Source organism: Cupriavidus sp. 8B (assembly GCF_054589115.1).
Genome location: NZ_BAAILO010000161.1, coordinates 55,010 through 68,015, shown reverse-complemented (window position 1 = coordinate 68,015; position 13,006 = coordinate 55,010). Strand labels below are relative to the sequence as shown.

General features: G+C 66.4%; 10 protein-coding genes. 8 read left to right on the top strand and 2 right to left on the bottom strand.

Annotated features, from left to right (window positions below; genetic code table 11):
* Positions 1–33 precede the first annotated feature (33 nt).
* A complete protein-coding gene (locus tag ACYP5B_RS16065) occupies positions 34–1,866 on the bottom strand; it encodes an ABC transporter ATP-binding protein (protein ID WP_459570371.1) in 1,833 nt (610 codons plus the stop codon).
* Positions 1,867–2,318: 452 nt separating this feature from the next.
* Here ACYP5B_RS16065 and hutU point away from each other — a divergent pair, with 452 nt between their 5' ends.
* From hutU to ACYP5B_RS16030, 7 genes are all read left to right on the top strand, one after another.
* A complete protein-coding gene (gene hutU, locus ACYP5B_RS16060; protein ID WP_459570370.1) occupies positions 2,319–4,004 on the top strand; it encodes a urocanate hydratase in 1,686 nt (561 codons plus the stop codon).
* Positions 4,005–4,006: 2 nt separating this feature from the next.
* Positions 4,007–5,539, top strand: coding sequence for a histidine ammonia-lyase (hutH, locus tag ACYP5B_RS16055; protein WP_459570369.1), 1,533 nt, complete (start codon positions 4,007–4,009; stop codon positions 5,537–5,539).
* Between the two features lie 110 nt (positions 5,540–5,649).
* Entirely contained in the window at positions 5,650–7,053 is a 1,404-nt protein-coding gene (locus ACYP5B_RS16050) for an amino acid permease (RefSeq protein WP_459570368.1), read from the top strand.
* A gap of 41 nt (positions 7,054–7,094) precedes the next feature.
* Complete coding sequence (locus tag ACYP5B_RS16045) at positions 7,095–8,402, top strand: MFS transporter (protein ID WP_459570367.1); 1,308 nt, start codon at positions 7,095–7,097, stop codon at positions 8,400–8,402.
* Positions 8,399–9,355 carry a formimidoylglutamase gene (hutG, locus tag ACYP5B_RS16040; RefSeq protein ID WP_459570366.1) on the top strand — a complete coding sequence of 319 codons (957 nt, stop codon included), beginning with the start codon at positions 8,399–8,401 and terminating at the stop codon, positions 9,353–9,355. Before ACYP5B_RS16045 ends, hutG begins: the two co-directional genes overlap by 4 nt.
* Before the next feature lie 127 nt (positions 9,356–9,482).
* Positions 9,483–9,755, top strand: coding sequence for a type II toxin-antitoxin system Phd/YefM family antitoxin (locus ACYP5B_RS16035; RefSeq protein WP_459570365.1), 273 nt, complete (start codon positions 9,483–9,485; stop codon positions 9,753–9,755).
* 14 nt (positions 9,756–9,769) lie between these two features.
* Positions 9,770–10,174 carry a PIN domain-containing protein gene (locus tag ACYP5B_RS16030; protein ID WP_459570364.1) on the top strand — a complete coding sequence of 135 codons (405 nt, stop codon included), beginning with the start codon at positions 9,770–9,772 and terminating at the stop codon, positions 10,172–10,174.
* 104 nt (positions 10,175–10,278) lie between these two features.
* On the opposite strand, the gene ACYP5B_RS16025 is transcribed toward ACYP5B_RS16030, so the two are convergent.
* Complete coding sequence (locus ACYP5B_RS16025) at positions 10,279–11,955, bottom strand: L-lactate permease (RefSeq protein ID WP_459570363.1); 1,677 nt, start codon at positions 11,953–11,955, stop codon at positions 10,279–10,281.
* 378 nt (positions 11,956–12,333) lie between these two features.
* Here ACYP5B_RS16025 and ACYP5B_RS16020 point away from each other — a divergent pair, with 378 nt between their 5' ends.
* Positions 12,334–12,987, top strand: a complete 654-nt coding sequence (locus tag ACYP5B_RS16020) for a LysE family translocator (protein WP_267603852.1) — start codon at positions 12,334–12,336, stop codon at positions 12,985–12,987.
* Positions 12,988–13,006 lie beyond the last annotated feature (19 nt).

Here is a 13,006-nt window from a genome sequence, read left to right as displayed (position 1 = left end):
CACCATCAATCCCAAGCCCCCCACCAACCCACTCTAGTCCACCCCCACAAATCCCCCCGTCTGATGCGCCCACAGCCGCGCGTAGAGCCCCCCACGCGCCAGCAACTCCGCATGCGTGCCGCTCTCGGCAATGCGGCCGTTCTCCAGTACCACCAGCCGGTCCATGCGCGCAATGGTGGAGAGCCGGTGCGCGATGGCGATAACCGTCTTGCCCTGCATCAGCGTCTCCAGGTTCTCCTGGATGGCAGCCTCCACTTCGGAGTCCAGCGCCGAGGTGGCTTCGTCGAGGATCAGGATGGGCGCGTTCTTGAGCAGCACCCTGGCGACGGCAATGCGCTGCCGCTGGCCGCCTGAAAGCTTCACGCCACGCTCGCCCACCTGCGCATCCAGCCCCGTAGCCCCATGCGCATCGCGCAAGCGCGGAATGAACTCGCCGGCATGGGCGTCGTCGGCCGCGGCGAGCAGTTCGGCCTCGCTGGCGCCGGGCCGTCCGTAGCGCAGGTTGTCGCGGATCGAGCGGTGCAGCAGCGACGTATCCTGCGTCACCATGCCGATCTGCGCGCGCAGGCTTTCCTGCGTGACGCCGGCAATGTCCTGGCCGTCGATCAGGATGCGTCCTCGCTCCACGTCGTACAGCCGCAGCAGCAGGTTGACCAGCGTGGACTTGCCGGCGCCGGACGGGCCGACCAGGCCGATCTTCTCGCCCGGGCGCACCACCAGGTCGATGTTCTCGATCACCCCCGAACCCTTGCCGTAGTGAAAGCCCACGCTTTCGAAGCGCACCTCGCCGCGCGTGACGCGCAGCGCTTGCGCATCGTCGCGATCGCCTACCTTGCGTGGCGCGGCGATGGTCTGCAGGCCATCCTGGACCTGGCCGATATTCTCGAAGATGCCGCTGATCACCCACATGATCCAGCCCGACATGCTGACAATGCGGATCACCAGCCCGGTCGACAACGCAATCGCGCCGATGCTGACGTGCCCTTGGCTCCATAGCCACAGCGCCAGCCCGGTAGTGCCGGCAATCAGCATGCCATTGAGCGAGGTCACGGTGAAATCCATGGCGCTGACCATGCGCCCGGACAGGCGTGCCTTGTCGGTCAGGTCGGCCATGGCTTCGCGCGCGTAGTCTTCTTCATGGCGCGTGTGGGCAAACAGCTTGAGCGTGGTGATGTTGGTATAGCCGTCGACGATGCGCCCCATCAGCCGCGAGCGCGCGCCGGTGGCCGCTACCGAGCGCGCCTTCACGCGCGGCGTGAAGTACAGCATGGCGGCTACGTAGCACGCGATCCACGCCAGCAGCGGGATCATCAGGCGCCAGTCGGCCTCGGCGAACAGGTAGAGGGAGCTCGCGGCGTAGATCACCACATGCCAGATCGCGTCCACGGCCTGCACCGCCGAATCGCGCAGCGAGAAGCCGGTCTGCATGATGCGCTGCGCGATGCGCCCGGCAAAGTCGTTCTGGAAGAACGACAGGCTTTGCTTGAGCACGTAGCGGTGGTTCTGCCAGCGCACCAGGTTGCCCAGGCTCGGGTTGATGACCTGGTGCACGAGGACGTCGTGCAGGCCGGTGAAGAGCGGGCGCAACAGCAACGCCACCACCGCCATCCACGCCAGTTCGGCGCGGTGGCGCGCGAAGAAGTCGGCGGGCGGCGTTGCCTGCGCCAGGTCGACCAGGCGGCCAAGAAAACCGAACAGGGCGACCTCGATCAGCGCGCCGGCCAGCCCCACCGCCAGCAGCAGCGCGAAGACCGGCCACACCTCGAGCAGGAAATAGGCATAGAAGCGCCATATCTGGCTGGGCGGCTTGGTGTCGGGGAGGGGGCGGAACGGGTCGATCAGCCGTTCCAGGAAACGCATCAGCATGGAAGTCCAGGTTCCGCGGCGACCGCATCATCCGGGGCGCCGACGTGCTCGCAAGGGCCGTATCGATGCCATTGGCATGCGGCGGATCAGTAGCATGATACAGCGTCGATATCCGCACCCGCAGCAAGGGATCCATGTGCGATCCGGACTCAATCAGGGCCTGGTCGCGCACCCTCAGGCCGCGCGCCATGCCCGGGCGCGGCGCCATCCGCGCCGCGCATTGGCTCGGTCACGGCAAGGCGTGCCGGCGACAGGCCGCCGCATTTAAGCAGTTAGCACTTTCTGTCGCCATTGTCGTTCAGGGAATCACAAGCGCACTTTCTTGGCTGTGCCTGCGAGTTGTCCTCGGGAATACCCCAATTTCTTTGTGCTTGTATATACAACACTATACATACCTAGAACAGCTAAACAGGCCAGCTCTCCAGCTGGCCTTATTGAACGAAGGAGTTGCCGTGAGCCAGACCCCCCGCTTCCGTGATGTAGAGATCCGCGCCCCGCGTGGCAGCCAACTGACTGCCAAGAGCTGGCAGACCGAAGCGCCGCTGCGCATGTTGATGAACAACCTCGACCCGGAAGTGGCGGAGAACCCCAAGGAACTGGTGGTGTATGGCGGCATCGGCCGTGCTGCGCGCAACTGGGAGTGCTACGACAAGATTGTCGAGACGCTCAAGACGCTGAACGACGACGAAACCCTGCTGGTGCAGTCCGGCAAGCCGGTCGGCGTGTTCAAGACCCACAGCAACGCCCCGCGCGTGCTGATCGCCAACTCCAACCTGGTGCCGCACTGGGCCACCTGGGAACACTTCAACGAGCTCGATGCCAAGGGCCTGGCCATGTACGGCCAGATGACCGCCGGCAGCTGGATCTATATCGGCAGCCAGGGCATCGTGCAGGGCACCTACGAGACCTTCGTGGAAGCCGGGCGCCAGCATTACAACGGCAACCTCAAGGGCCGCTGGGTGCTGACCGCTGGCCTGGGCGGCATGGGCGGCGCGCAGCCGCTGGCCGCCACGCTGGCCGGCGCCTGCTCGCTGAACATCGAATGCCAGCAGGTCAGCATTGATTTCCGCCTGCGCACCCGCTATGTCGACGAGCAGGCCGCGGATCTCGACGACGCGCTGGCCCGCATCGCCAAATACACCGCCGAAGGCCGCGCCGTTTCCATCGCGCTGTGCGCCAACGCCGCCGAGGTGCTGCCCGAGCTGGTGCGCCGCGGCGTGCGTCCGGACATGGTCACCGACCAGACCAGCGCGCACGATCCGCTCAATGGCTACCTGCCGGTGGGCTGGACCTGGGGCCAGTACCGCGACCGCGCGCAGACTGATCCGGCCGGCGTGGTCAAGGCTGCCAAGCAGTCGATGGCCAAGCACGTGCAGGCCATGCTGGACTTCCAGAAGATGGGCGTGCCCACCTTCGACTACGGCAACAACATCCGCCAGATGGCCAAGGAAGAGGGCGTGGCGAACGCCTTCGATTTCCCGGGCTTCGTGCCGGCCTACATCCGCCCGCTGTTCTGTCGCGGTGTCGGCCCGTTCCGCTGGGCCGCGCTGTCGGGCGATCCGCAGGATATCTACAAGACCGATGCCAAGGTCAAGGAACTGATCCCCGACGATGCCCACCTGCACCGCTGGCTGGACATGGCGCGCGAGCGCATCAGCTTCCAGGGCCTGCCGGCGCGCATCTGCTGGGTTGGCCTGGGCCTGCGCGCCAAGCTTGGCCTGGCGTTCAACGAGATGGTGCGCAGCGGCGAGTTGTCGGCGCCGGTGGTGATCGGCCGCGACCACCTCGACTCCGGCTCGGTCGCCAGCCCCAACCGTGAAACCGAAAGCATGCGGGACGGCTCCGACGCAGTCTCCGACTGGCCGCTGCTCAACGCGCTGCTCAACACCGCCAGCGGCGCGACCTGGGTCTCGCTGCATCATGGCGGCGGCGTGGGCATGGGCTTCTCGCAGCATTCGGGCGTGGTGATCGTGTGCGACGGCACCGACGAAGCCGCCGCCCGCATCGCCCGCGTGCTGCACAACGATCCCGCTACCGGCGTGATGCGCCACGCGGATGCCGGCTACGACATCGCCATCGACTGTGCACGAGAGCAGGGCCTGAACCTGCCGATGATCAACAGCAAGAAGGAAGCCTGAACGTGAACGCGCTGAACCTGAAACCTGGTCAACTGACCCTGGCGCAACTGCGCCAGGCCTATCTGCAGCCGCTGCGCGTGAGCCTGGACGCCGGGGCCGCCGAGGCCATCGCCGCCAGCGTGGCCTGCGTCGAGAACATCGTGGCCGAGGGCCGGACCGCCTACGGCATCAATACCGGCTTCGGCCTGCTGGCGCAGACCCGCATCGCCCGCGAGGACCTGGAGAACCTGCAGCGCTCGCTGGTGCTGTCGCATGCCGCCGGCGTGGGCGAACCGCTCGACGACGCCATGGTGCGGCTGATCATGCTGCTCAAGATCAATAGCCTGGCGCGCGGCTTCTCCGGCATCCGCCGCAAGGTGATCGACGCGCTGATTGCCCTGGTCAATGCCGAGGTCTATCCGCATATCCCCCTCAAGGGCTCGGTGGGCGCTTCCGGCGACCTGGCGCCGCTGGCGCACATGTCCCTGGTGCTGCTGGGCGAAGGCCGTGCCCGCCACCACGGCGAGTGGCTGCCGGCGCGCCAGGCGCTGGCCCAAGCCGGCCTCGAACCGCTGACCCTGGCCGCCAAGGAGGGCCTGGCCCTGCTCAACGGCACCCAGGTATCCACCGCCTACGCGCTGCGCGGCCTGTTTGAGGCCGAGGACCTGTTCGCCGCCGCCACGGTCTGCGGCAGCCTCAGCGTAGAGGCCATGCTCGGCTCGCGCGCGCCCTTCGACGCGCGCATCCATGCGGTGCGCGGGCAGCGCGGCCAGATCGACGCGGCCGCCACCTACCGCGACCTGCTGACCGACACCAGCGAACTGGCGCGTTCGCACGCGCAGTGCGACAAGGTGCAGGATCCCTACTCGCTGCGCTGCCAGCCGCAGGTGATGGGCGCCTGCCTGACGCAATTGCGGCAGGCAGCCGAAGTCCTGGCCGTGGAGGCCAATGCGGTTTCGGATAACCCCTTGGTGTTTGCCGCCGAAGGCGACGTGATCTCGGGCGGCAATTTCCACGCCGAGCCGGTGGCGATGGCGGCCGACAACCTGGCGCTGGCCATCGCCGAGATCGGCTCGCTGTCCGAGCGCCGCATCTCGCTGATGATGGACCGGCACATGTCGCAGCTGCCGCCTTTCCTGGTGGCCAACGGCGGCGTCAATTCGGGCTTCATGATTGCCCAGGTCACCGCTGCCGCGCTGGCCAGCGACAACAAGGCGCTGGCCCATCCGCACAGCGTCGACAGCCTGCCCACCTCGGCCAACCAGGAAGACCACGTGTCGATGGCGCCGAACGCCGGCAAGCGCCTGTGGCCGATGGCCGAAAACGTGCGCGGCATCCTCGCCGTGGAGTGGCTCGGTGCCTGCCAGGGCCTGGACTTCCGCGAGGGACTGAAGAGCTCGCCCAAGCTGGAGCAAGCACGCAGCCTCCTGCGCGCCGAGGTGCCTTACTACGAGAAGGACCGTTTCTTTGCGCCCGATATCGAGACGGCAAGCCAGTTGCTGGCGGGCGGCGCGCTGAACGCGCTGGTGCCGGCGCGGCTGCTGCCCAGCCTCTGAGGCAGCGAGCATGATGCCCGGGGCAGGCGGTGCCTGCCGCGCAGAGGCTTGCGCGGCGGGCTGCCGACGGCGCCCGGGCGCGACAAAAATAAAGATTCGGAGACAAATACATGCAAGAGCAGTCGCAAGGCCTGCAGCGTAGCCTCAGCGCCCGTCATATCCGCTTCATGGCGCTGGGATCGGCCATCGGCACGGGACTCTTCTACGGTTCGGCCTCGGCCATACAGGCGGCCGGGCCGGCGGTACTGCTGGCCTACCTGATCGGCGGCGCCGCGGTCTACATGGTGATGCGCGCGCTGGGGGAGATGGCCGTGCGCAACCCGGTGGCGGGTTCCTTCGGCCAGTACGCCAGCACCGGCCTGGGGCCGCTGGCGGGCTTCCTGCTCGGCTGGACCTACGCCTTCGAGATGATCATCGTCTGCCTGGCGGACGTGACCGCCTTCGGTATCTACATGGGCTTCTGGTTCCCGGACGTGCCGCGCTGGATCTGGGTGCTTGGCATCGTGTTCCTGATCGGCGGCCTCAACCTGCTCAGCGTCAAGGTGTTCGGCGAGCTGGAGTTCTGGCTGTCGCTGCTGAAGGTCAGCGCCATCGTCGCGATGATCTGCGGCGGCGTTGCCATCATGGCGTTCGGCCTCGGCATGGCCGATGGCGGCATTGCCACCGGCATCCACAATCTCTGGGCGCACGGGGGCTTCATGCCCAACGGCATCGGTGGTGTCATCGCTTCGTTCGCCGTGGTGATGTTCGCCTTTGGCGGCATCGAGATCATCGGCATCACGGCAGGCGAGGCGCGCGATCCGGAGCGCGTGATTCCGCGCGCGATCAACGCGGTGCCGCTGCGCATCCTGCTGTTCTACGTACTGACGCTGGCGGTGCTGATGTCGCTCTATCCCTGGCATCGCATCGGCAGCGAGGGCAGCCCCTTCGTGCAGATCTTCAGCCGGCTTGGCATTGGCTCGGCCGCCGCGCTGCTCAATGTCGTGGTCATCTCCGCCGCGGTATCCGCCATCAACAGCGATATCTTCGGCGCCGGCCGCATGCTGTACGGCATGGCGGTGCAGCGGCAGGCTCCGCGCGTCTTCGCCAGCGTATCGCGCAATGGCGTGCCCTGGATGACGGTGGTGGTCATGGCGCTGGCCTTGCTGGCCGGCGTGGTGCTCAACTACGTGATGCCCGAGGACGTGTTCGTGCTGATCGCCTCCATCGCCACCTTTGCCACGGTCTGGGTGTGGCTCATGATCTTGCTGTCGCAGTTCGCCTTGCGCAGGCGCATGAGCCGCGCCGAGGTGGCAGCGCTGAAATTCCCGGTGCCATTCTGGCCGGTGGCGCCGCTTGCGGCCATCGCTTTCATGCTGTTCATCTTCGGCGTGCTTGGCTGGTTCCCGCAGACCCGTGCAGCGCTGCTGGTGGGCGCGGCGTGGCTGGCGCTGCTGGTGGTGGCGTGGTGGTGCTGGGGGCGGCCGCGCGGCGGGATGCCGGCCGCACAGGCACGCTCCCTGGCCACGGATTAATGCGTGCTTGGCTCTCTCTTTTCTTGCTTCGGAGTTACAACATGTCCATTGAGAACACTGTCTCCGGCATTGCGGCCCCGCATGCCGGCGCGGTCCCGCCACTGTCCAGGTTCAAGTCCATCGCCGCCATCACCATCGGCAATGGCCTGGAGTTCTATGACTTCGTGGTCTACAGCTTCTTCGCCACGCTGATCGGCCGCCTGTATTTCCCGGTGTCCGATCCCACCGGGCAGTTGCTGTTGTCGTTCGCCACCTTCGGCGTCGGCTTCCTGATGCGCCCGCTGGGCGGCCTGCTGATCGGCATGTACGCCGACCGCGTCGGGCGCAAGCCGGCGGTGGCGCTGACGCTCTGGCTGATGGGCCTGAGCTCGGTGATCTTCGTGGTGACGCCGACCTATGCCCAGATCGGCATGCTGGCGCCGATCATGATCCTGCTTGCACGCCTGGTGCAGGGCTTCGCCATCGGCGGCGAGATGGGCGCTTCCACGGCATTGCTGCTGGAGTACGCCGACAACCGCTCGCGCGGCTTCTATACCAGCTGGCAGCCGTTCAGCCAGGGGCTGGCGGCGCTGTTCGGCGCGCTGGTCGGCCTGTTCCTGAGCAATGTGCTGGAGCCGGCCGCGCTTGAGGCCTGGGGCTGGCGCGCGGCCTTCGTGATCGGCATCCTGGTGATCCCGGTGGGCCTGGTGATTCGCCGCCGCCTGGAGGAAACCGCGCCGGCGGCCGCGGAATCGGAAAGCGGGTCCACCATGCAACTGCTGCGCGAGCACCGCCGCGCGCTGGTGGCCAGCATCCTGCTGATGATTGGCGTCGCGTCGTCGACCTACATCGTGGTGTACTACCTCAGCAACTACGCGGTCAGCCAGCTGCATATGCCGTTGTCGCTGGGCATCTGGGCCGCTTGCGTGGCCGCCGGCGTGCAAGTGGTGCTGTCGCCGTTCGCCGGCTGGCTGAGCGATCGCGTTGGCCGCCGCCCGGTGGTGCTGTGGTCGCGCGTGGCCTTGCTGCTGATGATCTATCCGGCCTTTGTGCTGATCAACGCCGAGCCTAGCCTGACGCGCCTGCTGCTGGTGGTGGGCTGCCTCTCGGTGCCGATGTCGATGACCTCGCCGGCGTCGATGGTGCTGGTCAGCGAGGTGCTGCCGCAGCGCCTGCGCGCCACCGGCCTGTCGATCGCCTATTGCGTGGCCATTGCCATCTTCGGTGGCTTCGCGCAGTTCTTCTCGACCGAGCTGATCCATCTCACCGCCAACCCCAATGCGCCTGCGCTTTACGTGATCGGGTGCGGGCTGGTCTCGCTGATCGGCCTGGCGATGGTGCCGGAAACCCTGGGCCGCCGCCTGTCATGAGCGAGATGGATCCGTTGGCCGCGGCGCCGAGCAGCGTCTGGCGCGGCCGCAGCGATGCGGGCGAGCTGGGCGACACGCGCCGGCTGTTCAATGTCGTGCGCACCCAAGGCGCCGAACGCGTGCCCGGCGCGCCCGTGCTGCTGGGCTTTTGCTGCGACGCTGGCGTGCTGCGCAATCAGGGCCGTCCGGGCGCCGCCGGGGGGGCGCGCGAAATCCGCCGCGCTCTGGCCGGCATCCCGGCCCATGGCCTCGAAGCTTTCCACGATGCCGGCGACGTAGTCTGCAACGATGGCGATCTCGAGACCGCGCAGCAAGCCTTGGCGCAAGCGGTCGCGGCCGAACTGGATCAGGGTGCCTTCCCTCTGGTGCTGGGCGGTGGCCACGAGATCGCCTGGGGCACCTGGCAGGGGCTGCGCGCGCATCTCGATGCGCGCGGCGACCAAGGCCGCGTGCTGGTGATCAACCTCGATGCGCACTTCGACCTGCGCACCGGCCGTCCCGGCAGCTCGGGCACGCCGTTCGACCAGATCGCGCAGGCATGCCGCGAGCGCGGCCAGCGCTTCGAGTACGCCTGCCTGGGCGTGAGCCGTCTCGGCAATACCGCCGCGCTGTTCGCGCATGCGGATGCGCTTGGCGTGCACTACGTCGAGGACGTACAGATGCAGGAGCGGCACCTGGACGCGCGGCTTGCCGAGCTGCAGGGCCTGATGGATGCGGTCGATCACGTCTACCTCACCATCGACCTGGACGTGCTGCCGGCGGCCGTGATGCCGGCGGTCTCGGCCCCAGCCGCCTACGGCGTGCCCTTGCCGGTCGTGGAGGAGGTGGTCGCACTGGTGCGCGCCAGCGGCAAGCTGCGCGTGGCGGACCTGGCGGAGTTCAATCCGCTCTATGACCGCGACGCCTGCGGCGCACGGGCCGCGGCACGGCTGGCGTACTGGTTGATGGCGTGAGTGTCCTGTTGGGCTGCCGCCACTTTGTTGCCGTGCAGGATATCCTGCCCGGCCAATCACGCGATGGATCTGTCAGTTACGGCATGTTGTACAATTGAAATGTACATGTCGGGCGGGGAGCATCGCTATGCAGACTATTCCATTCTCGGAGGCAAGAGCGCATCTGGCAGATGCGCTACGCGACGTTGAGAGGGAGCAGGAGCCCCTCCTTATCTCCCGGCGCGGACAGGCCGCGGCGGTGTTGATGTCTTGGGCGCAATATCGGCAGCTTGCCGGATCCTCATACGGCTTCCTCGCGCGCTTGATGGAGTGGCGTAAGGAGCATGTACAACTTGAGGATGAAGTTGGCCCATTTGACGATTTGCGTCAAGCCGGCGGGGGGCGCGACTTCACATGGTGAACGCCGTAAGCTGGTTGCTGGACACCAACCTCGTTTCCGAGGCGATGCGGCCACGGCCGGATGCCGGGGTCATGGCGAACCTGTCTCGATTTGACGGCGAACTGGCCATCCCGGCACCGGTCTGGCACGAGCTTCGATATGGCTGGCTGCGTATGCCAGAAGGCCAGCGCAAGGACGCGGTCGGCCGCTTTGTACAGGACGTTGTCAGCACCTTGCTTGTCTTGCCTTATGACAACGCTGCTGCGCGGATCCATGCCGATCTGCGCAGTTCGCGCGAGCGGGCTGGGTTCACCTTGCCCTTCGTGGATGGGCAGATCGCATCCGTTGCAATGGCGCACGGCCTGACGTTGGTGACGCGCAATACCAGGGATTTCGCCGAGCTGGACGGCTTGCGGCTGGCGAACTGGTTTGAGGACTGAGTGCCGGTGCGAGCACCGGGCTATCGCTGCCGCTACTGTCAGCGCGCTGGCCCCGTCCCCGAAAGGGCGGGGCCATTTTCATCATGGCAGCCCGACACAGCCGCTCAATGAATCACCATCTGCGTGAACGGATGCACATACGCCTGCAGCGTAATGAACAGCCCGACCAAAACCGCCAGCGCGATCGAATGGAAGAACACATAGCGCAGGATGTCGCCTTCGTGGCCGTACCACTTGGTGGCGGTGGATGCCACCACGATGGACTGCGCGTCGATCATCTTGCCCATCACGCCGCCGGAGCTGTTGGCCGCTGCCATCAGGACCGGTGACAGCCCGAGTTGCTCGGCCGTGGTCTTCTGCAGGCCGCCGAACAGCACGTTGGAGGCCGTGTCCGAGCCGGTCAGCGCGACGCCCAGCCAGCCCAGCATGGTGCCGAACAACGGGTAGAACACGCCGGTATGGGCAAACGCCAGCCCCATCGTGGCATCGAGGCCCGAGTAGCGGGTCAGGTAGCCGATGCCGAACATCGCGCAGATGGTCAGCAGCGAGTACTTCACCAGCTTGATGGTTTCCCAGTACTCCTTGATCAGGCGCGGTACCGAATAGCCCATCAGCAAGCCGCCCAGCACGGCCGAAGCCAGGATGCCGGTGCCCGCCATCGACAGCACGTTGAAGTTGAACACGGCGGCTTCGGCGATCTCCTTGGGCACCACCGGCGGTACCTTGAGCACAGCCTTGTCGAGTCCGGGAATCGGGTACTTGAATTGCCACAGGCCATCCATGAGCTTCTTGAATTCCGGGACGCCCCAGACGAAGACAAAGACAGTCAGGATCACCCACGGCATCCAGGCCTTGACCACCGAGATGCCGACGGAAGCCGCATTGGCGCGCGTTTCGGCAGCCACGGCTTCGGGGTCGTCGACCTTGGAGTCGTCATGGCGGCCCAGGATCTTGGTGGAGGTCCAGATTTCCTTGGGCTTCCAGACCTTCAGGAACAGCGCGAGGCAGCCCATCGAAACCAGCGCGGCGATCACGTCCACCAGCCAGGGACCATGGTAGTTCGACACCAGGAACTGCGGAACGGCAAAGGTGACGCCGGCCACCAGGATTGCCGGCCAGATCGCCAGCATGCCGCGGAAACCCGCGAACGCCCAGATCAGCCAGAACGGCACCAGCACCGAGAAAAAGGGCAACTGACGGCCGACCATGGCCGACAGGTGCAACAGGTCCAGGCCGGTGACCGAGGCCAGCCCGATCAGCGGTGCGCCCAGTGCGCCGTAGGCCACCGGCGCGGTATTGGCGATCAGCGCCAGGCCGGAGGCGGCCAGCGGCGAGAAGCCCAGGCCGATCAGGATGGCGCCGGTGACTGCCACCGGCGTGCCGAAGCCGGCCGCACCCTCGAAGAAGGCGCCGAAGCTGAAGGCGACAAGCAGCAGTTGCAGGCGGCGGTCTTCGGTAATGCCTGAGATCGAGTTCTGCAGCACCTTGAAGGAGCCGTTGATGGTGGTCAGCCGGTGCAGGAAGATGATGTTCAGCACGATCCAGCCGATCGGGAACAGGCCCGACACGATGCCCAGGCCGGCGGCCTTGCCCGCCATCTCGGCAGGCATGCCGAACACGGCGGCAGCGATGATCACGCCGACCACCAGCGCAAGCCCGGCGGCCAGGTGAGCCTGCAAATGAAAGAAGGCCAGCGAAGCCAGCAGTACGGCGACAGGAATGCCGGCAGCTAGCGTTGACAACGCCATGCTGCCTAGCGGGTCATAAACTTGACTCCACACGATGAATCCTCCTCGGGTTATGCGGCAGGTACTCTTCTGACTGCCCCGGCCTGCCGTTCTGGTTCTTGTCCTGGCGTGCGGTCCCAGCCGCGCTACCGACAAATTCTCGATTTTAAGGATGGGTTCCCGCCGCACCGCCCTAAATCCGGTCACCACCGTAGTGAGCCGGATTCATGGATCAGGGTTTGCCTGGGGGGCAGGCTGGCGCACTCCCTGCCCCATAGGGCAGAGTACTCCAAACCACTCGATACGCAAATATGTGCTGGCCGGGCCCGTGGTGGCAGAATGTGGCGGTCGTCCTTTCGTGCCCTGGCGCTGCCGATAAAGAGGCTGGTCTGGCATCAGGGATGGCGTTCCTACACCCAAAGGAGCATTGCCATGCATCACATCCTTCCCGGCGGTCCCGTGCTTGCCGCGTTCCTGTTGTCCAGCCTGTTGCTCGCGGTGACGCCGGGGCCGGCAGTGATCTACATCGTTGCGCGCACGCTGTCGCAAGGTCGGCTTGCGGGCCTGGCTTCGGTGGCGGCCGTGGTGCTGGGCAACCTGGTCAATGTGCTGGCGGCCGCGCTGGGGCTGGCGGCGCTGTTCGCGGTGTCGTCGCTGGCCTTTGCCGTGATGAAGTACGCCGGCGCGGCCTACCTGGTCTATCTGGGGGTACGCGCGCTGCGCGCGCGGCCGGCTGCTGCCACGGAGGCGGCACCGGCTCCTGGCGGGGCCGGCTTGAAGCGGGTGTTTCGCGATGGCTTCGTGGTGGCCTTGTTCAACCCCAAGACCACCTTGTTCTTTGCTGCCTTCCTGCCGCAGTTCATGGACCCCGCCATCGCGGCGCTGCCGCAAAGCGTTGCCCTGGGCGGGACCTTCGTGCTGATCGCCGCCACCACGGATTGCTGTTATGTGCTGGCCGCGGCGGCGCTGTTGCCGCTGCTCTCCCGCGCCAGGGGCGCGCAGGCCGTGGGCCGTTACCTGACCGGCGGCGCGCTGATCGGGCTAGGGGTGCTTGCCGCGATGTCGGGTGGGCGCAACAGCAAGTAAGCGAGCCAGGAAGTGAGCA

What these genes read in the sequence shown, in the direction of transcription:
- ACYP5B_RS16065 (WP_459570371.1), bottom strand. Translation starts at nt 1,866, where the DNA reads ATGCTGATGCGTTTCCTGGAACGGCTGATCGACCCGTTCCGCCCCCTC.
- ACYP5B_RS16050 (WP_459570368.1), top strand. Translation starts at nt 5,650, where the DNA reads ATGCAAGAGCAGTCGCAAGGCCTGCAGCGTAGCCTCAGCGCCCGTCAT.
- ACYP5B_RS16045 (WP_459570367.1), top strand. Translation starts at nt 7,095, where the DNA reads ATGTCCATTGAGAACACTGTCTCCGGCATTGCGGCCCCGCATGCCGGC.
- hutG (WP_459570366.1), top strand. Translation starts at nt 8,399, where the DNA reads ATGAGCGAGATGGATCCGTTGGCCGCGGCGCCGAGCAGCGTCTGGCGC.
- ACYP5B_RS16035 (WP_459570365.1), top strand. Translation starts at nt 9,483, where the DNA reads ATGCAGACTATTCCATTCTCGGAGGCAAGAGCGCATCTGGCAGATGCG.
- ACYP5B_RS16020 (WP_267603852.1), top strand. Translation starts at nt 12,334, where the DNA reads ATGCATCACATCCTTCCCGGCGGTCCCGTGCTTGCCGCGTTCCTGTTG.